Raw genomic sequence first — 22,303 nt, 5'->3', positions numbered from 1 at the left:
CGGGCGTATAGACGCCCCATGGCCGATGGAACCTCCCCCCTCATGACCCAGCCGATCGTCACGACCCAGAGCGGTCCGTTGCGCGGCGTCTCCGCCGATGGCGTCAACAGCTTCCTGGGGGTGCCCTATGCGGCGGCCCCGGTCGGCGAGCTTCGTTTCGCCAGGCCGCAAAAGCCGGCCAGCTGGTCCGAGCCGCGCGACGCCTCGGCGCCCGGCCCGACCTATCCGCAGACCGTCCGGCCGTTCGACGCCCTCGATCTCGCGCCGCTGATCGGCGAGGGCTCACGCCCCGGCAACGACTGGCTGAACCTCAACGTCTGGGCGCCGCAGGGCGGCCCAAGCAATGAGAATGGCCTGCCGGTCATGGTCTGGATCCACGGAGGCGGCTTCGTCGCCGGCAGTGGCCACACCCCGGCCAACGACGGGACCTCGTTCGCGAAGAGCGGCGTGGTGCTGGTCAGCCTCAACTACCGGATGGGCGTCGACGGCTTCATGGCCATCCCGGACGGGATCACCAACCTCGGCCTGCGCGACCAGATCTTCGCCCTCGAATGGGTGCGGGACAACATCGCCGCCTTCGGGGGCGACCCGGCCAACGTCACGGTCTTTGGCGAGAGCGCCGGCGCCATGTCGATCGGCAACCTCGTCGCCTCGCCCCTGACCAGGGGCCTGTTCAGGCGGGCCATAATCCAGAGCGGCCACGGCTCCATGGTCCGCCCCGTCGAGATCAGCCACCGCCTGGCCCGCAAGGTCGCCCGCATGATGGGCGTGCCCGCCACGGTCGAGGGGTTCAAGACAAAGACCGCCGAGCAGACTCTGCAATGGGCCGACAAGGTTCAGATGCCGACGGTGCAGCTCAATCTTCGCGACGATCAGGGCCGCGAGCCGGCCTTCGGCCTTTCACGCTTCCTGCCAGTGTTCGGCGACGACGTGCTGCCCGAGCACCCGCTGGTCGCGCTGGCCAATGGCGCGGCCAGGGACGTCGAGATCCTTGTCGGCACCAACCTCGAAGAGATGAACGTCTACTTCGTGCCGACGGGCGTGCGGAAGAACATCAACCGCTGGCTGGCCTGGTACATGGTCAGCCGCTCGATCCGGAACGCCAAGGCCATCCTGCAGGACTACGGCTACGACGACCGCAAGGTGAAGGCCGGCGACATGCTCAGCGAAGCCATGCACGACCTGGTCTTCCGTTGGCCGGCCCGCGTCTTCGCCCAGAAGCACCAGGGCAAGACCTGGTTCTACGAGTTCGACTGGAAGAGCCCGGCCTTCGACGGCGCGCTCGGCGCCTGCCACGCCCTGGAAATTCCCTTCGTGTTCGACACCCTGCGCACGGCGGCCGGCCCCAAGGGCTTCGCCGGCCCTAACCCGCCCCAGGCCCTGGCCGACCGCATGCACGCCATCTGGGCCGACTTCGCCAAGGGCAAGGGCGCGCCCTGGACCGCCTATGATGCGGCCACCCGCCAGGTGCATCGCTTTGAAACAGGCGAGACGATCACCGACCCCGACATGCCGGCCGCCAGGCACTGGCGTCCGTAAGGACCAACCCGATGTACCTGCAGCGCTTCCAGCTTCCCGGCCGGGTGGCCTTCGTCACCGGCGGGGCCAGCGGCATTGGCCTGTGCACGGTCGAGGCGCTCGCCGAGGCCGGCGCCAAGGTCATCTTCGGCGACCTCAGTCAGGACGCCATCGACGCCGCCGTCGCCGCCATGGCCGCCAAGGGCTATGCCGTCGAGGGCCTGATTCTCGACGTCACCGACTCGCCGGCCGTCGCCCGGGTGGTCGCCGAGGTCGTCGCCCGCCATGGCCGCGTCGATATCCTGGTCAACAACGCCGGCATCGCGCTCAGCGAGATCGACGCCGAGAACATGGAAGACGAGCGCTGGCTGAAGGTGCTCGACGTCAACCTCAACGGGACCTTCTGGTGCGCCCGCGAGTTCGGCAAACAGATGCTCAGCCAAGGTTCCGGCAGCATCGTCAATGTCGGCTCGATGAGCGGCTTCATCGTCAACCGCCCGCAAGGCCAGGCCCACTACAACGCCTCAAAGGCCGCCGTACATCACCTGACCAGGAGCCTGGCCGCCGAGTGGGGCGCCCGCGGCGTGCGGGTCAACGCCGTGGCGCCGACCTATATCGCCACGCCCCTGAACGCCTTCGCCGACAAGGAAGCGCCGATGTACCGGCGCTGGATCGACTCCACGCCCCAGGCGCGCCTCGGCGAGCCCGAGGAAGTCGCCGCCGTCATTCTGTTCCTGGCCAGCGACGCCGCCAGCCTGATGACCGGCTCCATCGTCCTGACCGACGGCGGCTACAGCTGCTGGTAGGGTTTTGACGCCTGTGCCAACTCCGCCTGCGGATCGGCACAGCCCGCGACCTTTCAGATAGGTCCGGCGCGCTCTAAGCCTTGGTGCTAGAACCGGGGCCCTCCCGGCACAGGAACTCCAGGGGAAACCTCATGCGCTTCACCACCCTTCTCGCCGCCGGCGTCGCCGCCTCAGCCCTGCTCTCGGGCACCGCCGTCTTCGCTCAGGACACTGCTCCCGCCGCGGCCGAAGACACCACCGACGTTGGCGAGATCATCGTCACCGCCCGTAAGCGCGAAGAGAACCTGAAGGACATCCCGATCGCGGTCACCGCCGTCGGCGCAGACACCCTCGAGCGCGAGCAGATCAACGTCCTCAAGGACATCGCCGCCTACTCCCCCGGCCTGACCATCAACAGCGACGCCGTCGGCCGCGCCTTCGTCTCGATCCGCGGCATCGGCACCACCCTGATCGACACCGTCCAGCCCGGCGTCGGCATCTTCATCGACGGCATCTACCAGCCCAACACCAGCTACCTGAACAGCCCTCTGCTCGACGTCGAGCGCATCGAAGTGCTGCGTGGCCCGCAGGGCACCCTGTTCGGCAACAACACCCTCGGCGGCGCCATCAGCGTCGTCACCCGCCAGCCCTCCGACAGCTACCGCGCCCGCATCAGCGGCGCCTGGGCCGCCCCGGACAACTACGGCACCGTCGCCGCCTCCATCTCCGGCCCGATCATCGAGGGCAAGCTGCAGGCCCGCATCGCGGCCAGCTACCACACCCAGGACGGCTTCTCCGAAAACGCCCTGGCCGGCGGCAACGCCAGCCCGCTTGAGCAGCAGTCGGTGAACGGCTCGCTGCGCTGGGAAGTCAGCCCCAACGCGGTGATCACCACCAGCGCCTACTTCGACCGCGTCACCGGTGGCCAGACCCCCTATGTCAACGTCACCGGCCCCAAGGACCACAGCCGCGACACGACCCTGAACCTCAACAGCATCGCCACCTACGAGTACCGCGGCTTCAACACCAAGGGCGTCTTCGACATCGGCAACACCAAGGTCACGGCCATCGCCGCCTACGACCGCAAGGAAGGTGAAGCCAAGGGCGACGGCGACTTCGGCCCCGTCGATTTCCTGCGCGTCTCGAACGGCCACAACGACGCGGACAGCTACACCGCCGAACTGCGTGCCGACACCGAGTGGACCGACAGCTTCTCGACCCTGGTCGGCGTCTTCGCCAACGATGTCGAGACGACCAACGGCAACGACACCACCATCGTGCCCTTCGGTATCACCCAGACCTCGGTCGCCACCCAGCACATCCAGCAACAGGCCGTTTTCGCAACCGCCTTTTGGAAGATCGACGACAGCCTCGAGATCACCGGCGGCCTGCGCTACGACCACCAGCTGGTCACCGCCACCAACGCCACCAACGAGTACGAGGCCTACCAGCTGCAGCCCCGCCTCACGATCACCAAGCACTGGAATGACGATGTCATGACCTATGCTTCGGTCAGCCGCGGCTTCCGCGGCGGCGGCTCCAACGGCGCCGGCGCGCCGAACCCGATCTACAGCGGCGACTCCGTCTGGACCTACGAGATCGGGACCAAGCTCTCGACCCCGGACAACAAGCTCTCGGTCGATGCCGCCGTCTTCTACAACGACTACAAGGACTACATCGGCCAGAACTCGCTGGCCCCCAAGGTCGGCGGCGCCGGCTTTGTCGCCATCAACCTCAACAGCGGCGACGTGAAGTCCTACGGCCTGGAAGTGGAGGCCCGCTGGCGCCCGACGGACAACCTGTCGTTCAGCGCCGGCCTGACCCTGCTGCATGCCCGCATCACCGACGACACCGCCTATTTCGACACCACGGGCATGACCCTGGCCAGCGATCGCCTGCTGTTCGTGCCCGACTGGAACTACCACCTGAACGGCAGCTACACCCTGCCCATCGGTAGCGACGACCTGCGGTGGGACGTCACGCTCGTCGGCAAGGGCGAACGCATCGGCTCGACCCTGGCCGCGTCCAACGTGCCGGTCCTGGAGAGCTACAGCCTGGTCAACACCTCGCTGACCCTGGTGCATGGCGACATCAACGTGGCCCTGTTCGCCACCAACCTGTTCGACGAGGACTACACCGAGTCCTACATCGACCGTTCGCTGCTCGAGAAGGCGGGCCTTGCCTTCCTGGCGACCAACCTGGCCATCCAGGGCGACGGGCGTCGCGTCGGTATCCGCGCCTCGGTGAACTTCTGATACGCGTGATCTCCGATGAACGCTTTGAGTGTCAGCCACGGCCTTTCCGAGACCTTCCTGGCTGACGCCCGGGCGGTCTTCGGGGATCGCCTCCACCTCGGCGAGGCCATGCGCCGCCAGCACGGACAGAGTGAAAGCCACTTCGACGTCGTGCTGCCGGATGCGGTGGTCTTCGCCCGCTCGACCGAAGAGGTCGTGGCGCTGGTCAAGCTGTGCAATCAGCATGACACGCCGCTGATCCCCTTCGGCGCCGGCACCTCGATCGAGGGCAACACCATCCCGGTGCGGGGCGGCGTCACCCTGGACCTCTCGGAGATGAACGCCATCCTCAGCGTCAACGCCGAGGACTCCGATGTCACCGTCCAGGCGGGCGTCCGGCGGGAGGAGCTCAATACGCACCTGCGTGACGTCGGCCTGTTCTTCCCCATCGATCCGGGGGCCAACGCCACCATCGGCGGCATGGCGGCGACCCGCGCCTCGGGCACCAATGCGGTGCGCTACGGCACCATGCGTGAAGCTGTCCTGTCCCTGCGTGTCGTCACCCCTGATGGCCGCGACATCCGCACCAGCCGCCGGGCCCGCAAGTCGGCGGCCGGCTATGACCTGACCCGGCTGATGATCGGCTCGGAGGGCACGCTGGGCGTCATCACCGAGGTGACCCTTCGCCTGCACGGCATTCCTGAGGCCATCCTCTCGGCGGTCTGCAGTTTCGAGACCCTGGCCGGGGCGGTCGACACGGTCGTGCAGTCGATCCAGCTTGGCATCCCGCTGGCCCGCGTCGAGATCCTCGACGACATGCAGATCAAGGCCTGCAACGCCTACAGCGGTCTGAAGCTGCCGGAGAAGACGACCCTCTTCTTCGAATTCCACGGCTCCGAACGCTACGTCCAGGAGCAGGTCGAGACCGTCTCGGCCATCGCCGCCGACAACGGCGGTTCCGAGTTCCAGTGGTCGAACCTCCCCGAGGAGCGGGCCAGGCTATGGAAGGCTCGCCACCAGGCCTTCTACGCCGCCACTGCCCTGCGCCCCGGCGCCGTGGGCTGGCCGACCGACGTCTGCGTGCCGATCAGCCGCCTGGCCGAATGCATCGGCGAGACCAAGAAGGACCTGCTGAACGCCACCGTACCCGCCACCATCCTGGGCCACGTCGGCGACGGAAACTTCCACGTGGTCTTCGTCATCGATCCGGAAAACCCGGCCGAACAGGCCGAGGTCGAGCACCTCAACGAGCGTCTCGTCCGGCGAGCCCTCGACATGGACGGCACCTGCACCGGCGAGCACGGGATCGGCATTGGCAAACAGGACTGGCTGGTCGAAGAATTGGGTGACGCCGTAGACATGATGCGGCTGATCAAACGGGCCCTTGATCCCAAGGACCTGTTCAACCCGGGAAAGATCTTCAGCCTGTGACCACCCCCTCCAGGCCGGCCCCGACCGGAACCCGCCCTCTGGTTGATGCCGAGGTGTCGCCCCTGCTCGACATCTTCCCGACCTCGATGCTGAGCAACGAGATCTTGGAAGACCTGCGCAACGCCGACCGCATCCCGTTCCCGCCGGCCGAGGGCAGGGCGGCCGAGGTCACCCGCCAGGTCTTCGAAATCCCGGGTCCCAAGGACGCGCCCGACGTCGGCGTCATCGTCTACAGCCCGCCCGAGCGGACCGGACCCGTCGGCTGCATCCTGCATATCCACGGCGGCGGCTACGTGCTCGGCGCCGCCGCCCCGCAGGAGCCGGTGCACCGCAACTGGGTGGCCGAGCTCGGCTGCGTCATCGTCACCGTCGAATACCGCCTGGCCCCCGAGACCGTTGCTCCCGGCAACGTCGAGGATTGCTACGCGGCCCTGGCCTGGACCGTCGCCAACGCCGAGACCCTCGGCATCGACCCGGCCCGCATCGGCGTCATGGGCGAGAGCGCCGGCGGCGGCCTCTCCGCCGCCCTGGCCCTGCTGGCCCGCGACCGGGGTGAGTACAAACTGGCCTTCCAGCACCTGATCTACCCGATGCTCGACGACCGCACGGTCACCCACCCCGATCCTCACCCCTACGTCGGCGAATTCATCTGGACGCCGCACAACAACCACTTCGGCTGGGCCGCCATTCTTGGCGTCGAGCCCGGCTCCGACGGCGTCTCTCCCTACGCCGCCCCGGCCCGGGCCGAAGACCTGTCGGGTCTGCCCCCGACCTTTATCTCGACCGGCGCCCTCGACCTCTTCCTGGAAGAGGACCTGGAATACGCCCGCTGCCTGATGCGGGCCGGCGTCCCGACCGAGCTGCACGTCTATCCCGGCGGCCCGCACGGCTTCGATTTCCATCCGACGGCGGAGGTCTCGGTGCAGGCGCGGCGCGACAGCCTGGCGGCGCTGGGCAGGTTCCTGCGGCTGCGGACCGCCTAGTCCCGCACGAAGATCCGCTTGGTCTCTCCGTAGCCGAACGCCTCGGCGGCGCTATCCCAGGGCAGGATCTCGGTCGGGATCGAGGTGCTGGAAAACTTCCCCTGCGCCATCAGCGCCAGCACCGGGTCCATGTGGGCCCGGGCGTGCGGCTGGCCCATGATCAGCCGGCCGTTGCGCAGGAACATGGCGCCGGCAGGAATCGCCGCTTCGCCCATGGTTGGCCAGACCGGCGTGCAGACGCCGTCGGGGCCCAGCTTGCCCAGGGCGACGGCCAGGCGATCCACGGCCCCGCTGCAGTCGACGACGATGGGATAGAGGTCGCCGGGCTTGGTGTCCGAAAGCTTCACCGGCCGCGCGCCCAGCGCCTCCGCCGCCGCCAGGACGTCCGGCGAATCGTCCAGGAAGTCGATGCGCTCGACGCCAAGCGCCCTGGCGACCACGATCCCGTAGAGTCCCATATTGTGGGCCTTGCCGCCGACGATCAGCACCGTCGGGTCAGGAAAATCCCCCAGATGCGGCGCGATGGTGCGGTGCAGGTCGACCAGGTTGCAGCCCACGGCCGCGCAGTCGGCGGCCGACAGCCCGGCCGGCACGGGCGCGGCCATGGCGTCCGCATAGGGCACGGACAGCAGGTCCGACATGCCGCCGCCCCAGTCGCCGGCGCGCGCTCCGGAGCCATAGTTGGAAAACGCCGGCCGTGAGGTGCAGCTGTTGGTGCGCCGGGCGTTGCAGCTGGGGCAGGTCCCGCAGTTGATGTGCAGCGGCAGCACCACCCGCATTCCGACCCGGATGTCCCGGACCTCGGCCCCGACCTTGACGACCTCGGCGACAATCTCGTGGCCGATGGCGATGGGCAGCGGCAGGTTGGGGTAGCGGCCGGTCACCACGGCGCGGTCGAAGTCACAGACCGCCACCGCCACCGGCCGCACGATCGCCCCCAGCGGCCCCGAGAGCCTCGGCGCCGGGACCTCCAGCCATTCCAGCCTGTTTGGACCCATCACGGTGAGCTGCTTCATCGAAAAATCCCCGGTTAAGACGACTGTCCTAACGGTTGATATTCTAGGACAGTCGTCATAGTCAAGGGCATGACCCCGTCACCCCGCGACCAGATGATCTCAACCGCCATGACGCTCTTCCAGCGGGAGGGCTACACGGCCACCTCCTGGCGCAAGCTCATCGAGGCGTCCGGCGCGCCTTGGGGCTCGGCCCATCACTACTTTCCCGGCGGCAAGGAACAGCTCGGGGTCGCCGCCTTGGACAAGGCGGGCGAAGGCCTGGCGCGCTTCTTCGAGGCCTGCTTTGCCGCCGACCGAACCGCCGCCGACGGTGTCCAGAGACTGTTCGAAGGCAGCGCCAGGAGCCTCGAACGGTCTGGCTTCTGCGACGGTTGTCCGATCGCCACCGTCGCCCTCGAGACCGCCGCAACGTCTCCGGCCCTGGCCGAGGCCGCTCGCCACGGCTTCCTGCGTTGGCAGGCGGCGATCGAGGCCGGCCTGCTTCGCACCGGCGTCACCCCCGACCGCGCGCCGGCGCTGGCGCAAACCCTTCTGGCGCTGCTCGAAGGCGCCCTGATCCTTGCTCGGGTCACCCGCTCGCCCGACCCGCTGCTGAACGCGGCTGCGTCCATGAAGGTGTTGCTCAGTCAGCCTTGACCTCGGCCCATGCCGCTTCCTTACGTCGCAACCTATCTGACAGGTATGGACGAACCTGTCAGATAGGTCCATGGTGCGACTCGGCCCCCGGGAGAGGGGCGGGAGGACATCGCCATGGGTCAGTTCGCGTCCGAGGCCGTGCGTGCTCACGAGACCATCGTCGTCTCGCATGAACTGACCATTCTGGTCGGCGGCGGCCCCTTCGATTCCGTGGCCATGCCCGAGTACGCCGTCGCCCTGTGCTGCGGCATGGGCTCGATCAACAGCCAGGCGTCCCTGGAAGTGGTTGGCGCCGACAAGGTCCCCGCCCTGCTGGCCCGCGAGAACGAGGCCACCCGCATCATCCTGCTGATCGCGCCCGACGTCGTGAACCGCGTCGGCGCTGAGGCTCTGGACCGCGACGACCAGCGCCTGTTCCACCTGCCGACCGGGCTGCGCACCATCGCCCTGGCCCTGCGCGACACCCAGCGCACCGGCGAGGCGGCCGACATCTACCGCGCCGCCAAGGGGGTCGAGCTGCTCTCCGAAGCCTTCTTCCTGCTGACCGAAGGCGGCCTGGTGCCGATGGCCAGCGACGGCCAGCTGTCGCGCGACGACGCCATGCGCATCCTCGCCGCCCGCCGCCTGATCGACGAGCGCTGGAACGAGAAGCTCTCTCTCGACGGCATCGCCAGCCACTGCGGCCTCAACCGCGAAAAGCTGTCCAGAGGCTTCAAGGAGATGTTCGGCTCGACCGTCGCCGAGGCCATCGCCGAACAGCGCCTGCAACAGGCCAGCCGCATGCTGCTGACCACCGATCTGCCGGTCTCCCTCGTCGGCTATGAGAACGGCTACCTCAACAACGCCAGCTTCGCGCGCGCCTTCGGCCGCCGCTTCGGCGCCTCGCCCTCCGATTTCCGCGCCCGCGAACTCGCGGCCTAAGACAGGACTGAACGCTCATGGGCGTGGTTGCAGTACACAATGGCGCGCGCGACGAAGGCGGCTCGCTGGTCCAGCGGTCGGTCCGCGCGGTCACCGATCACATCCGCGAACATGGCCTCAAGGTCGGCGACAGTCTGCCGGGCGAGGCCTTCTTCGCCACCAGCCTGGGCGTCAGCCGCGCCGTCATGCGCGAGGCGTTCGGGGCTATGGCGGCCCTGCGGCTGATCGATGTCGGCAATGGGCGCAAGCCGCGGGTCGCCGCCCTCGACGGGGCCGTGATGGCCTCCAACCTCGGCCACGCCGTCGACACCGCCCAGATCACAGTGCCCGAAGTCTGGGACGTCCGCCGCACGGTCGAACTGCGCACCGCCGCCCTGGCCGCCGCGAACCGCACCGAGGACGAGGCCCGCCGCATCGTCGACCTGGCCGAGGCCATGGCCGCCTCCATGGGCGACCTGCCGGCCATGACCCGCCACGACATCGCTTTCCACGACGCCATCGCCAAGGCCAGCCACAACGCCCTGTTCGTCCAGATCGTCGCCTCCTTCGGCCCCCTGATGGAAACCGCCGTCCCCACCGCCTGGGCGACACGTTCAACCGAGGAAGAGCGCCACGGCACCATCGCCCGCCACCGCGCCGTCGCCCGGGCCATCTTCGCCGGCGACCCGGCCGCCGCCGTCGCCGCCATGGACGACCATTTCGAAACCGCCGTCGGCGATGTCCTCAAGGCCCAGGAGCTGAAGCGATGACCGTCCACGCCATCGCCCCCGGCGCCGCCAAGGCCGACGCCACCGAACTGCCCGTCATCCACCGCGCCTGGCTCGGCATCCTGATCCTGGCCATCACCATCGCCAGCGGCTCGACCCTGCGCACCCTGTTCTCGCCGCTGCAGGAGGCGGCCAAGGCCGATCTGCATCTCACCGATGTGCAGATCAGCCTGGCTCAGGGCCTCGCCGCCGCCATCCCCATCGCCCTGCTGTCCCTGCCCATCGGCTGGTGGACCGACCACGGCCGGCGGGTGCGCATCCTGACCGGGCTCGTCGCCCTGTGGACGGCGGGCACGCTGATGACCGCCTTCGTCGACGGCTTCTGGCCCTTGATCATCGGCCGCATGCTGACCGGCTTCGGCTCGACCTGCGCGGTCACCGTCGCCATCTCCCTGGCCGCCGATCTCTGCCTGCCCAAGAACCGCGGCCGTTCGCTGCTCTTCCTGACGGTGGGCAACATCGGCGGCGTCGCCATCGCCTTCGCCCTCGGCGGCCAGCTGCTCGACGCCTTCGCCAAATCCGGCCACGTCAGCCTGCTGGGCCTGACCCCCTGGCGCGAACTCCACCTGATTTTCGGTCTGTTCAGCGCCGCCCTCATCCTGCCCCTGCTGACCATGGCCGAGCCCGCCCGCCGCGAGGTCGGCGAAACCAGCGCCGCCCTCAAGGTCGCCCTCAGGGAGCTGTGGGACCGCCGCGCCTTCCTCGGCCCTCTGTTCATCGGCCAGATCTCCGTGACCATGGCAGACGCCGCCGCCGGCGTCTGGGTCGCCCCGGTCCTGATGCGCAACTACGACCAGACCGCCAGCGAGTTCGGCGGCTGGGTCGGCGCCATCCTGCTCGGCTGCGGCCTCCTGGGCGCCATCATCGGGGGCCTCTCCGCCGACTGGGGCCAGCGCCAGAAGATGCGCGGCGGCGTCCTGCTCGCCGCCGTCATCGCCGCCGCCGTCGGCGTGCCCACGGCCCTGTTCCCGATCATGCCGACGGTGCCGGGCTTCGCCGTCATGTTCGCCATCCTGATCCTGGCGGGCACGGTCACCGGCCTGGTCACCGCCACCACCATCGCCGTCCTGGTGCCCAACGAGATCCGCGGCGTCTGCCTCGGCGCCTTCATCGTCATCAGCAGCCTGGTCGGCCTTGGCGCCGCCCCCGTCGTCGTCGCGGGCCTCAGCCAGCTGCTCGGCGGCGAGACACAGATCGGCCTCTCCCTGGCTATCGTCGGCGTCGTCACCGGCGCGGCCAGCCTGATCGCCTTCTGGCTGGCCATGCGCAACGCGCCGCAAAGCGCCACCGAACCCGGCCCGGCGGCCATTTGATGCGCCGCTGGCTGGTCCGGGGCCTGGCGGCCCTCGCCGCCCTCCTCGTCATCCTCCTCGGCCTGGCCATCGCTGTCTTCGCCGCCCAGGGTGTCCAGACACCGAAGGACCCGCCGGAATATGTTGCCCTCGGCAGCAGCTACGCCGCCGGGGCGGGCCTCGGCAAACTCGAGAACGGCAGCCCGCTCCTCTGCGCCCGTGGCGTGGGCGGTTACCCCCATCAACTGGCCGCTATGCGCGGCCTGAGCCTCGTCGATATGGCCTGCGGCGGCGCGGTCACCAAACACGTTCTCACCGGTGGCCAGTTCTTTCAGGGTCCCCAGCTGCGGGTCATCACGGCCCAGACCAGACTGGTAACCCTGACGGTCGGCGGCAACGACATCGGCTACGTCGGCGATCTGTCCCTGCCGGCCGCGGCCAAGGACGACAGCTTCATGGGCTCCCTTACGCGCGCCCTCTGGAAGGGGCCGAAGACCGACCGGCCCTACGAGACGCTCCGCGCCGACCTGAAGGCCGCCTTGGGCGCTATTCGGGCCAAGGCGCCGAACGCCACCCTCGTGGTCGCCACCTACCCTGCCGTTTTGCCGCCCACCGGAACCTGCGCCCGCCTTGGCCTGACCGCGGCCGAGGCCGACCGGATGCGCGTCGTGGCCCTCCGCCTGGCGCAGACCACCATCGCCGCCGCGCGAGAGGCCGGCGCGGTCGTGGTCGACATGAACCGACTGGGCGCCGCCCATCACGCCTGCGCCACCGACCCCTGGACGACCGGCTGGAAAGACGCCGGCCCGGCGCCATTTCACCCCACCCTGGCCGGAGCAAAGGCGACAGCGGCTGCCATCTCGGCCAGTCTCGACGCCCGTTAGCGGCTTCGATTGGCCCGAAGGCCTTCGCCCCGCCGCCGAACCTTGCTAAGGGGCGCGCGTCCAATGACGGAGCCTGCCTTGACCCTGTCCGACCATCTGTCGACCGCCCATCCGGCCCTGGCCGAGTTGATCCTCGCCGTCGCCGACGCCTGCGTGGAGATCGCTGGCGCTGTCCGCCGGGGCGGGGCCGAGCACGCCGCCGCCGTCTCGGTCAATGTGCAGGGCGAGGTCCAGAAGGGGCTGGACGTGCTGGCCGACGACATCCTGGTTCAGGTCGCCGCCCGCGCCCCCGCGCTCGTCGCCATGGCGTCCGAGGAGCAGGACGACATCATCCCGGTCCGAGACCTGGGCCCCGAGGGCGGGTATTACCTGCTGTTCGATCCGCTCGACGGGTCCAGCAACATCGACGTCAACGTCTCGGTCGGCACCATCTTCTCGATTCTGCCGGCCAAGGGGGCGCTGCCTGCCCGCGCCGCCGTCGAGGCCGACCTCATGCAGCCGGGCCGCAACCAGGTGGCCGCTGGCTATGTCGTCTATGGCCCGCAGGTGACCATGGTGCTGACGACAGGGCAGGGGGTCGCCGGCTTCACTCTCGATCCCGAGACGAACGTATGGAACCGCTCCGCCGAGCAGATGACCCTGCCGGCGCGGACCAGCGAATACGCGATCAACGCAAGCAACTATCGCCACTGGGCGCCCGCCGTGCAGACCTATGTCGACGAGGTCCTGGCGGGCAAGGAGGGGCCGCGCGGGCGGAACTTCAACATGCGCTGGGTCGGTTCGATGGTCGCCGACCTGCACCGCATCCTGACCCGGGGCGGGGTCTTCCTCTATCCCTGGGACAAGCGCGAGCCCGACCGGGCGGGCCGCCTGCGCCTGATGTACGAGGCCAACCCGATGGCGATGATTGTCGATCGCGCCGGCGGCCAGGCCTTCGACGGCATGACCGATATTCTCGATACCCCGGTCACCGGTTTGCACCAGCGAGTGTCGGTGATGATCGGCTCGGCCGAAGAGGTTGAGTATCTTAAGGCGCTGCATACGGCTGGTTGAACAGCGCGGGATAAAATGTGACGTTGTGTTGCGTGTGCTACAGCTTGCGCGCGTCCCCGCTATCTTGAAGGGGGAAGCAGGTCACAGGGGGGACGGCCATGGCCGATCTTGGATATCGCAGCGTCGAGGTGGTGGTCACCAACGACACCCGAGGCAATCTGACGGTCCAGGCCGTGGCCTGCGGCTCAGGCAACAGCTGGGTTCAGGGCGAAACTCCGAACCAGGGTGACGCGCTGCCGCAGTACAATTCCGTCAAATGGGGCGTTTCGACCAACGACATCAACGGGACAGCGTCCGGACAGGTTCAGCTGACCGGGCTGGGATCCTGGCCGGTGTCGATCGTCTTCCAGAACAACGCGATGGGTATATCGACCTGCACTGTCAGCCCCAATGACCAGGTAACCGGCATCGTCAGCCAGCAGAACACCGGCGAGATCAACCACTCACTCTTCACCGTCCAACTGATCCCGGTCTCGTAGAGCCAAGGCCGGCGGTCCCCCCGGACCGCCGGCCTTCGCCTAGATGTCGACGATGATCTTACCGAAGTGCGTGCCGCTTTCCTGGTGCGCGAAGGCGGCGCCCAGCTGCTCGAGCGGGAAGTGCTTGTCGAGCACAGGCTTGAAGCCGACCACGTCGATGGCTCGCACCATATCCTGCTGATGGCGGCGGCTGCCGACGGTCAGGCCGATCAGCTTGATCGACTTGCCCATGATGGCCACCGTCGGGATCTCGCCCGAATAGCCGGCCAGCACGCCGATCAGGCCGATATGGCCGCCGATGCGGCTGGCGGTGATCGACTGGGGCATGGTGCCCGAGCCGCCGATCTCGACGATGTGGTCGACGCCGCGGCCATTGGTGATCTCGCGGGCCTTGCCGCCCCAGCCGGGGGTGGTCTTGTAGTTGATCAGGTGATCGGCCCCGAGGCCCTTGAGCCGCTCCAGCTTCTCGTCCGACGAGGAGGTGGCGATGACTTCGCAGCCGAACGCCTTGGCGATCTGCAGGGCGTAGATCGACACCCCGCCGGTCCCCTGGACCAGCACGGTTTCGCCGGCCTTCAGGTTGCCGTCGACGACCAGGCAGCGCCAGGCGGTGACCCCGGCGCAGGTGATGGTGGCCGCTTCGGCGGCGCTCCAACCCCTGGGCGCCTGGGTGAAGGCCGTGGCCGGCATGATCACCTGTTCGCGGGCGTAGCCGTCGATGCCGTCGCCGGGCACGCGGGTGAAGGCGGTCTCCGGCGGCTCGCCATCGAGCCAGTCGGGGAAGAAGGTCGAGACGGCCAGGTCGCCGACCTTGAAGTCGGTCACGCCCTCGCCGACGGCCACGACTTCGCCCGCGCCGTCCGACATCGGCACCCGGTCGCCGGGCGTGGGGATCATGCCCTTGACCACCATCAGGTCGTGATAGTTCAGGGAGGAGGCCCGCAGACGAACCTTGATCTCGCCCTTGCCGGGCTCGCCCGGATCGGCCCGGTCGACCAGAGCCAGCTTGTCCAGTCCGCCGCCGCCGTGAACCTCAATCGCCTTCATCACCGGTCTCCGTTCCCACACCCGCATCATTATAACGGGTTCCAAAATGAAATCGCCGGGACAGTCAGGTGACTGCCCCGGCGGAAGACAAGCGCTAGTTCGAAAAGCCTAGCCGCGCCCTAGCCCCGAACGCTGCGGGGCAGGTCGAAGCGGTCGTTGTTCATCACCTTGGTCCAGGCCTTGACGAAGTCCTTGACGAACTTCTCGCCCGCATCACTGCCGGCGTAGACCTCCGACAGGGCGCGCAGTTCCGAGTTAGCCCCGAAGACCAGGTCGGTCCGTGTCGCCGTCCACTTCTGCTCGTCGGTATTGCGGCAGGTGCCGACAAACTCCTCGTCGCCCGACGCGTCCACCTGCTTCCAGGCGGTGCCCATGTCGAGCAGGTTGACGAAGAAGTCGTTGGTCAGCTGGCCGGGCCGGTCGGTGAACACGCCGTGCCTGGAGCCGCCATGGTTGGCGCCAAGCACCCGCAGGCCGCCGACCAGCACGGTCATCTCCGGCGCCGTCAGGCGCAGAAGCTGGGCGCGGTCGATCAGCAGTTCCTCGGTCGGCACGCTGAACTTGACCGAGAGATAGTTGCGGAAACCGTCGGCCTTGGGCTCGAGCACCTCGAAGCTGGCCGCATCGGTGTGCTCGTCGGTCGCATCGACCCGGCCCGGATGGAAGGGAACCTCGATGCTATGGCCGGCCGCCCTGGCCGCCTGCTCGACGCCGACGTTGCCGGCCAGCACGATCAGGTCGGCCATCGAGACGTTGCCGGCGAACTCGCTCTTGATGCGGCCGAGCGTCTCCAGCACCGCCGACAGCCTGGCGGGGTTGTTGACCTCCCAGTCCTTCTGGGGGCTGAGCCGGATGCGGGCCCCGTTGGCGCCGCCCCGGTGATCCGAACCGCGATAGGTCGCGGCCGAAGCCCAGGCGGTGCTGACCAGGTCCGAGACCGAAAGCCCCGAGGCGGCGATCCTGCCCTTCAGATCCGCGATCCCCGCCGCGTCGACCGGCGGATGGCTCGGGGCCGGCAGCGGGTCCTGCCAGATCAGGTCCTCGGCGGGCACTTCCGGGCCGAGGTAGCGGATCTTCGGCCCCATGTCGCGATGGGTCAGCTTGAACCAGGCCCGGGCGAAGGCGTCGGCGAAGTAGGCCGGATCGTCGCGGAACTTCTCCGAGACCTTGCGGTACTCGGGGTCCATCTTGAAGGCCATGTCGGCCGTGGTCATCATCGTCGGCACCCGGCGATCGGGGCTGTGGGCCCCGGGCGCCAGGTCGCTCGGGGCGACGTTGACCGGCTGCCACTGCTTGGCCCCGGCCGGGCTCTTGACCAGCTCGTAGTCGTAGTCGAGCAGCATGTGGAAGTAGCTGTGGTCCCAGGTGATCGGGGTCGGGGTCCAGGCGCCCTCGATGCCGCTGGTGATCGTATGATCGCCCATGCCGCTCTCGTGGGTGCTGACCCAGCCCAGGCCCTGGCTGGCGATGTCGGCCCCTTCCGGCTCGACCCCGACCAGCGAGGCGTCGCCGGCCCCGTGGGCCTTGCCGAAGGTGTGGCCGCCGGCGGTCAGGGCGACGGTCTCTTCGTCGTTCATGCTCATCCGGCTGAAGGTCTCGCGGATGTCGCGGGCCGACTTCAGCGGATCGGGATTGCCGCCCGGGCCTTCCGGATTGACGTAGATCAGGCCCATCTGGATGGCGGCCAGGGGGTTTTCCAGCGCCCGTCCGGACTCCTCGTCGTGACGGGTGACGCCGACCCATTCCTCTTCCGTGCCCCAGTAGATGTCCTTCTGCGGCTCATAGAGGTCGGCGCGGCCGCCGCCGAAGCCGAAGGTCGGTCCGCCCATCGATTCGATGGCGACGTTGCCGGCCAGGATCATCAGGTCGGCCCAGGAAAGCTTGGCGCCGTACTTCTGCTTGATCGGCCACAAAAGGCGCCGGGCCTTGTCGAGGTTGCCGTTGTCCGGCCAGCTGTTCAGCGGCGCGAACCGCTGACCGCCAGCCGACGACCCGCCCCGGCCGTCGCCGCTGCGATAGGTGCCGGCGCTGTGCCAGGCCATGCGGATGAAGAAGGGACCATAGTGACCATAGTCGGCCGGCCACCAGGGCTGGCTGTCGGTCATCAGGGCGGTCAGGTCGCGCTTGAGGCCGGCATAGTCGATCGACTTGAACGCCTCGCCGTAATCGAAGTCGGCGCCCATGGGATTTCCCTGGTCGCCATGCTGATGGAGGATTTCCAGGCTCAGCTGGTTGGGCCACCAGTCGCGGTTGGTGCGGCCCAGCAGGCGCCGAAGCGCGGCGGGTTCCTTGATCGGGCAGCTCAGCGGCGAGCCTTCGTCACTTCCGTCGTGGGCCATCTTTTCCTCCTGTGGCGTTGGCGCCGGTCAAAGCCGGCGTTCAACCCACAGGCGACACCCAAAGCAGGGCCAAGTCCAATCGATTGATATTGGACTTGGCATAGAAATTTTCTCTAGCTCAGGGCGCCGACAGTTTCAGCGCCGCCTCGATGCCGATCCAGGGGATGATCTTGAAGTTCTGCGGCTCCGGCGGGCTGACGTTGCGGCCGTCCTGGACGACCAGGGCGCCGTTCGGGAACAGCGGCCCCATCGGCCGGCTGGTCACGTCCAGCCCGTCGGTCTCCGACGAGCCGTCAATGCCGGCCGGGCCGTTGGCGACCACGGCGAAGGAACCGACATAGGCGTTGGTCCCCTCGCGCTGGAACACCGCGTAGCTGTTGTTGCCCTGGCTGGAGAGCACGATGTAGCCCTTGCCGCCCGGCTGCAGGTAGAGGCTGACCCCCTCCAGGTCGTCCTTCAGCGCCGGGTTGGTGGCGACGCTGGTCACCTGGGTGCGGTTCTCCGGCCCCTTGGGCTCGGCGTTCAGCCGCCACAGGGCGACGTCTTCCTCGGCGACATAAAGCCAGCCGGTCTCGTCGTCGGCGACACAGCCTTCGGTCTGGGTAGCGAAGGCGAACTCGCGGACCAGCACCGCCTTGACGGCGCCGGTCGCCGTCGGGTCCAGCCGCCACTGGCGCATCTTGCCGTCGGTGTCGTTGATGAAGACGTAGGTCTTGCCGGCCTTGCTCTGGTACATGCACAGGCCATAGGGGTCGCCAAGGCCGGTGTTCTGCACCCCGTCGGAGACGTTGCGCAGGGCCCCGCTGGCGCCGTCCAGTACATAGATGGCGATGGCGTTCCTGGTCCGGTCGCTGGCCGTGACAAGGGTGACCGGCTGGCCTGCCAGCTTGAAGCCGTCGCGCAGGTCGACGTTGTTCATCTTGCCGTCGGCGGCGAACGACACCCGCTTGCCGGTCAGGTCATAGACCCCCAGGCCCGCCTGCTTGTCGGTGCCGATGATCAGGCTCCTGGCCGGGTTGACCCGGTTGACCCAGATGGCCGGGTCGTCGGCCGCGTCGCCGCCCTGGCCGACCGGCTGGGTCTCGGCGATCGGACGGACGATGGGCAGCGGAGAGGGCAGGGCGGCCATCGGATCGGCCGGCGTCCCTGCGTTCAGCTTCAGGGCTCCGGCGATATCGCCCACGCGGGCCAGCTTGTAGTTGGCGCCCGCCGGGTTGTCGTCGTCCATGGCCAGGAACAGGCCGCCGCCCGAGGCCAGGCCGCCGGCGTTCTCGACACCGGTCACTGTGAATGTGCCCAGGTACTTGTTGCCGTCCTCGCGATTGAACAGGTGGAAAGCATTGGCCGAAGCATTGGAGGTGATCAGGTAACGGGCGCCCGGCCCGCCATCGACGACAGCCAGACCGCCGGCCTCCTCATCGATCCGGCCCAGACCGACGGCGTCGATCAGGGTGGGAATGGTCTCGGCTTCCGGCTCGGCGTCGAACTTCCAGACCCCGACGGCCTGCTCGGCGATGTAAAGGGCGCCGCTGGCGTCATCGACGGTGCAGTAGCTGGCCTCGGAGGCGATGTGCAGACGTCGGACCAACCGCCCGTCGAGCTTGCCCTGGCCGTTGTCGAAGATCGACCACTGCTCGATCTCGCCGCCACTGCCGAGGGCGAACATGAACAGGCTGCCGTCCAGCGGGCTCTTGTAGAGACAGCCCGATTCCGCCGACAGGCCGGCCGACAGCGTCCCCGCCGTCACCTCGGTCAGGCCCTCGCCGACCGTGAAGAAGCGCATCTTGGCCTGCTGGGCGTCCATGACGCCGAGCACCGTCTCGGACCGTCCGCCTAGCGGCACATTATAGCGAACGTCCAGCCCGACGACCTCGCCGGCCGGGACCGAGGCCAGGCGGGCGCCGTCCGTACTATAGAGTTCGACTCCTCCCAGGCCGCCGCTGCCGGCGATCCGCATGCCGCCGGCCTTGTCGAACACCAGCACCCCGGTGTTGGCGTCGTTGCGCACTGTCGGAGCCGTCTCGGCGATCGGCGCCACGGCGGGCGGCGGCGGTGTCTGGGCCTGGGCGCTCAGCGCAACAGAGGCCACGCTGGCCACAAGCGTCAGGCGCAGAGCTGTCAGCGCACGGTTTTTCCTGGTCATCGGCATCCCCTTTGTTGACGGCAACATCATCGCTCCGAATGCGGAATGCAATTTAATTTCCATTCATGTTGTCAAATAGAATTTTTGTTCGTAGTGTCCGTTTCATCAGCCGTCGGAGCGAGTCTTCGTTCGTCACGTCCTCGCCAAGAGGGGCTGCAACGAGAAGCAATGGGGAGGGTCGTATGAAATCTCGATATCTGTTGAGCGCGCTCTTGGTCTCGTCCTGCCTTGTGGCGCCCGGCATCGCCGCAGCCCAGGCCCAGGAAGAGGTCGATGAAGTGGTCATCACCGGCCAGCGGGCCAGCGACCGCGACTCTCTCGAGAAGAAGCGCGAGGCGACCAGCGCCAGCGAAGTCGTCTCGGGCGGCGAGGCGGGCAAGCTGCCCGACCAGAACGTCGCTGAATCGGTCCGCCGCCTGTCGGGCGTGTCGGTCGCCACCGACAAGGGTGAAGGTCGCTATCTGATCATCCGCGGCATCGAACCGAACCTGGCCAACGTCACGATCAACGCCCAGACTGCCTCGGCCCCCGAGCCGGAATCGCGCAACGTCAAACTCGACGACATCCCCTCGGCCCTGATCGGCTCGGTCAGCGTGGTCAAGTCGCTGACCCCCGACCTCGACGCCAACGCCATCGCCGGCCAGGTCGACATCAAGACGGTCACCGCCTTCGACCGCAGCCGAACCATCCTCAACGCCCGGGCCGCGGTCGGCGGCTTCGAGATCACCGACGAGAACAGCTACGAAGGCGACTTCTCGGCGGGGACCCTGTTTGGTCCCGACAAGCAGTTTGGCGTCGTCATGGCCCTGAACTGGTCCGAACGTCCCTCGGACTCGGAAGACGTGCTGTCGGGCGGCCGCATGACCGTCGGCGGCGTCGACCTGCCGGTCGAGTTCGACAACCGGGTCTACACCCCGGCCCTGCGCACCCGCACCGGCGCGGTCCTGAACCTCGACTGGCGTCCCACCGACGACATCAAGGCCTACGCCCGGATCATGTACTCGAAGTTCGACGACGACGAGATCCGCAACCGCACCCGCTTCTTCTTGCCGACCTCGGCGGCTAGCTACTCGAGCCTGACAGAAGACGGCGGAACCTTCACCACCGGCGCCAGCGCCCGCAAGCTGCTGCGCGTCCGCAACGAGATCACCGACACCACGACCATCGCCATCGGCGGTGAGTTCAACATCGGCGAGAACGTTCTGACCATCCAGGCCACCCACAATCTGGCCACCAAGGAAGACCCGATCCGCGACGAGATCGAGTACCGCTACAACACCGGCGGCGGCGCGGGCCAAATCACCGGCTCGTTCGGCAACCAGGACGGCTTCCCGGCCGGCGTTACCCTGAGCGCCAACGCCTACAACCCGGGCTTCTATCGCCTGCGCAGCTTCAAGCAGGTCAGCCGTGAAGCCGAGGAAGACCTGAACCAGATCCGCATCGACTTCCAGATGCCGCTCTCGGTCCTCGGCAACGACAGCTATGTGAAGATCGGCGCCAAGTGGCTGGATCGGGACAAGTTCACCGACGCCACCGGCCAGGTGTTCTCCTATACCGGTCCCACCCGCACCCTGACCTCGGAAGTCGGCCCGACCTACGGCGACACCTTCGAGGGTCGTTTCCTGGCCGGTCCGTCGATCAGCTACAACGGCGTCAACGCCTTCTTCAAAGCCAACCCCGGCCTGTTCAGCAACTCCTTCGATGACCAGATCGTCGAGAGCCTCGGCTCCGACTACCAGGTCCAGGAAACCATCACCGCCGCTTACGTGATGGCCAACCTCGACTTCGGCGACATCAGCATCATCCCGGGCGTCCGCGTCGAGCAGACCGAAGGCGACACCAAGGCCATCGCCGTCACCCCGACTGCGACGCTTGCCGACGACTACAACCGGTTCGGCAGCTACAGCTACACCGACGTCTTCCCGGGCCTGAATCTGCGGTGGGATGTCAGCGAGAACATCCTGGTGCGGGCGGCGATCACCACCGCTATCGGCCGGCCGGAGTACTTCCAGCTGGCCCCGACCGTGGCTGTCGACGGCGACGACGTCAGCCTCGGCAACCCCGACCTGAAGCCGCAACAGGCGGTCAACCTCGACTTCTCGCTGGACTACTATTTCGCCGATGAGGGCGGCTTTTCGATCGGCATCTTCCGCAAGCAGATCGACAACCCGATCTTCGCCTCGACCCTGGAAAACCAGACCGGCACCTTCGGTGGCGTGAGCATCGTCAACGGCGATGTCTTCTCCTTCCAGAACGGCACGGAAGCGACCGTGACCGGCCTGGAACTGAACTTCCAGAAACCCTTTACCTTCCTGCCGGGCGCGCTCGACGGCTTCGGGGTCAACCTCAACGCCACCTTCCTGGACGGCAAGCTCAAGGTGCCGGGCCGGGCCAAGGAAACCAGCCTGCCCAAGCAGTCGGACATGCTGATCAGCGCCCAGCTCTACTACGAGAAGTACGGCTTCTCGGCTCGGATCGCCTACACCTACCGCTCCGACTACATCGACGAACTGGGCGCCTCGGCCGACGAGGACCTCTATTTCGGCGAAAACCAGACCATCGGCGTCAAGGCGGCCTACAAGGTCACCAAACAGCTTGAGGTCTTCGCCGAGGGCAACAACCTCAACGACGAGACGGATTACTATTTCTACGGCAACCGCAGCCGCTTCGCCGAGGCCGAAACCTACGGCCGCTCCTGGCGGGTGGGCCTGAGCTTCACCTACTGATTTCTCCCTGACTTAACTTGCGCAACTTGGCGGCGGGCCCATCAGCCTG

At 67.7% G+C, this 22,303-nt stretch carries 17 protein-coding genes; 13 read left to right on the top strand and 4 right to left on the bottom strand.

What is annotated here, in order from left to right; genetic code table 11:
* Positions 1–42 precede the first annotated feature (42 nt).
* The 5 genes from AC2YG9_RS18050 (at position 43) to AC2YG9_RS18030 (ending at position 6,951) form a co-directional block, all read left to right on the top strand.
* The gene (locus AC2YG9_RS18050; RefSeq protein WP_487299379.1) at positions 43–1,539 is read left to right on the top strand and encodes a carboxylesterase/lipase family protein; all 1,497 of its coding nucleotides are present in this window, start codon (positions 43–45) and stop codon (positions 1,537–1,539) included.
* Between the two features lie 11 nt (positions 1,540–1,550).
* Positions 1,551–2,324 (top strand): SDR family NAD(P)-dependent oxidoreductase, encoded by a 774-nt coding sequence (locus AC2YG9_RS18045; RefSeq protein ID WP_487299378.1) that lies wholly within the window; start codon positions 1,551–1,553, stop codon positions 2,322–2,324.
* A gap of 131 nt (positions 2,325–2,455) precedes the next feature.
* Entirely contained in the window at positions 2,456–4,558 is a 2,103-nt protein-coding gene (locus tag AC2YG9_RS18040) for a TonB-dependent receptor (RefSeq protein WP_487299377.1), read from the top strand.
* A 15-nt stretch (positions 4,559–4,573) separates the two neighbouring features.
* Positions 4,574–5,968, top strand: coding sequence for an FAD-binding oxidoreductase (locus tag AC2YG9_RS18035; RefSeq protein ID WP_487299376.1), 1,395 nt, complete (start codon positions 4,574–4,576; stop codon positions 5,966–5,968).
* Positions 5,965–6,951 (top strand): alpha/beta hydrolase, encoded by a 987-nt coding sequence (locus AC2YG9_RS18030; RefSeq protein WP_487299375.1) that lies wholly within the window; start codon positions 5,965–5,967, stop codon positions 6,949–6,951. The genes AC2YG9_RS18035 and AC2YG9_RS18030 overlap by 4 nt, the downstream gene beginning before the upstream one ends.
* On the opposite strand, the gene AC2YG9_RS18025 is transcribed toward AC2YG9_RS18030, so the two are convergent.
* Positions 6,948–7,967: a zinc-dependent alcohol dehydrogenase gene (locus tag AC2YG9_RS18025; RefSeq protein ID WP_487299374.1), complete on the bottom strand. Its 1,020-nt coding sequence runs from the start codon at positions 7,965–7,967 to the stop codon at positions 6,948–6,950. The genes AC2YG9_RS18030 and AC2YG9_RS18025 overlap by 4 nt on opposite strands.
* 69 nt (positions 7,968–8,036) lie before the next feature.
* On the opposite strand from AC2YG9_RS18025, the gene AC2YG9_RS18020 reads away from it, so the two are divergent.
* From AC2YG9_RS18020 to AC2YG9_RS17990, 7 genes are all read left to right on the top strand, one after another.
* Positions 8,037–8,603, top strand: coding sequence for a TetR/AcrR family transcriptional regulator (locus AC2YG9_RS18020; protein ID WP_487299373.1), 567 nt, complete (start codon positions 8,037–8,039; stop codon positions 8,601–8,603).
* A gap of 114 nt (positions 8,604–8,717) precedes the next feature.
* Positions 8,718–9,524 carry a helix-turn-helix transcriptional regulator gene (locus AC2YG9_RS18015; RefSeq protein WP_487299372.1) on the top strand — a complete coding sequence of 269 codons (807 nt, stop codon included), beginning with the start codon at positions 8,718–8,720 and terminating at the stop codon, positions 9,522–9,524.
* Between the two features lie 17 nt (positions 9,525–9,541).
* Positions 9,542–10,273 carry a FadR/GntR family transcriptional regulator gene (locus AC2YG9_RS18010; protein WP_487299371.1) on the top strand — a complete coding sequence of 244 codons (732 nt, stop codon included), beginning with the start codon at positions 9,542–9,544 and terminating at the stop codon, positions 10,271–10,273.
* The gene (locus AC2YG9_RS18005; protein ID WP_487299370.1) at positions 10,270–11,604 is read left to right on the top strand and encodes an MFS transporter; all 1,335 of its coding nucleotides are present in this window, start codon (positions 10,270–10,272) and stop codon (positions 11,602–11,604) included. Before AC2YG9_RS18010 ends, AC2YG9_RS18005 begins: the two co-directional genes overlap by 4 nt.
* Positions 11,604–12,467 (top strand): SGNH/GDSL hydrolase family protein, encoded by an 864-nt coding sequence (locus AC2YG9_RS18000; RefSeq protein ID WP_487299369.1) that lies wholly within the window; start codon positions 11,604–11,606, stop codon positions 12,465–12,467. The genes AC2YG9_RS18005 and AC2YG9_RS18000 overlap by 1 nt, the downstream gene beginning before the upstream one ends.
* A gap of 78 nt (positions 12,468–12,545) precedes the next feature.
* On the top strand, positions 12,546–13,520 hold the full coding sequence (locus AC2YG9_RS17995) for a class 1 fructose-bisphosphatase (protein ID WP_487299368.1): 975 nt from the start codon (positions 12,546–12,548) through the stop codon (positions 13,518–13,520).
* 98 nt (positions 13,521–13,618) lie between these two features.
* Entirely contained in the window at positions 13,619–13,999 is a 381-nt protein-coding gene (locus AC2YG9_RS17990) for a hypothetical protein (RefSeq protein WP_487299367.1), read from the top strand.
* A gap of 39 nt (positions 14,000–14,038) precedes the next feature.
* On the opposite strand, the gene AC2YG9_RS17985 is transcribed toward AC2YG9_RS17990, so the two are convergent.
* The 3 genes from AC2YG9_RS17985 to AC2YG9_RS17975 all read right to left on the bottom strand — a co-directional run bounded on the left by AC2YG9_RS17985 (position 14,039) and on the right by AC2YG9_RS17975 (position 19,528).
* A complete protein-coding gene (locus AC2YG9_RS17985) occupies positions 14,039–15,046 on the bottom strand; it encodes a zinc-dependent alcohol dehydrogenase family protein (RefSeq protein ID WP_487299366.1) in 1,008 nt (335 codons plus the stop codon).
* A 119-nt stretch (positions 15,047–15,165) separates the two neighbouring features.
* Complete coding sequence (gene katG, locus AC2YG9_RS17980; protein WP_487299365.1) at positions 15,166–17,385, bottom strand: catalase/peroxidase HPI; 2,220 nt, start codon at positions 17,383–17,385, stop codon at positions 15,166–15,168.
* A 118-nt stretch (positions 17,386–17,503) separates the two neighbouring features.
* Positions 17,504–19,528: a phytase gene (locus AC2YG9_RS17975; protein WP_487299364.1), complete on the bottom strand. Its 2,025-nt coding sequence runs from the start codon at positions 19,526–19,528 to the stop codon at positions 17,504–17,506.
* Between the two features lie 182 nt (positions 19,529–19,710).
* Here AC2YG9_RS17975 and AC2YG9_RS17970 point away from each other — a divergent pair, with 182 nt between their 5' ends.
* Positions 19,711–22,254, top strand: coding sequence for a TonB-dependent receptor (locus tag AC2YG9_RS17970; RefSeq protein WP_487299363.1), 2,544 nt, complete (start codon positions 19,711–19,713; stop codon positions 22,252–22,254).
* The last annotated feature ends 49 nt before the right edge of the window (positions 22,255–22,303 follow it).

The sequence above is a fragment of the Caulobacter sp. SRI_014 genome (assembly GCF_057586315.1).
This window is presented reverse-complemented; position numbering and strand designations above follow the sequence as displayed.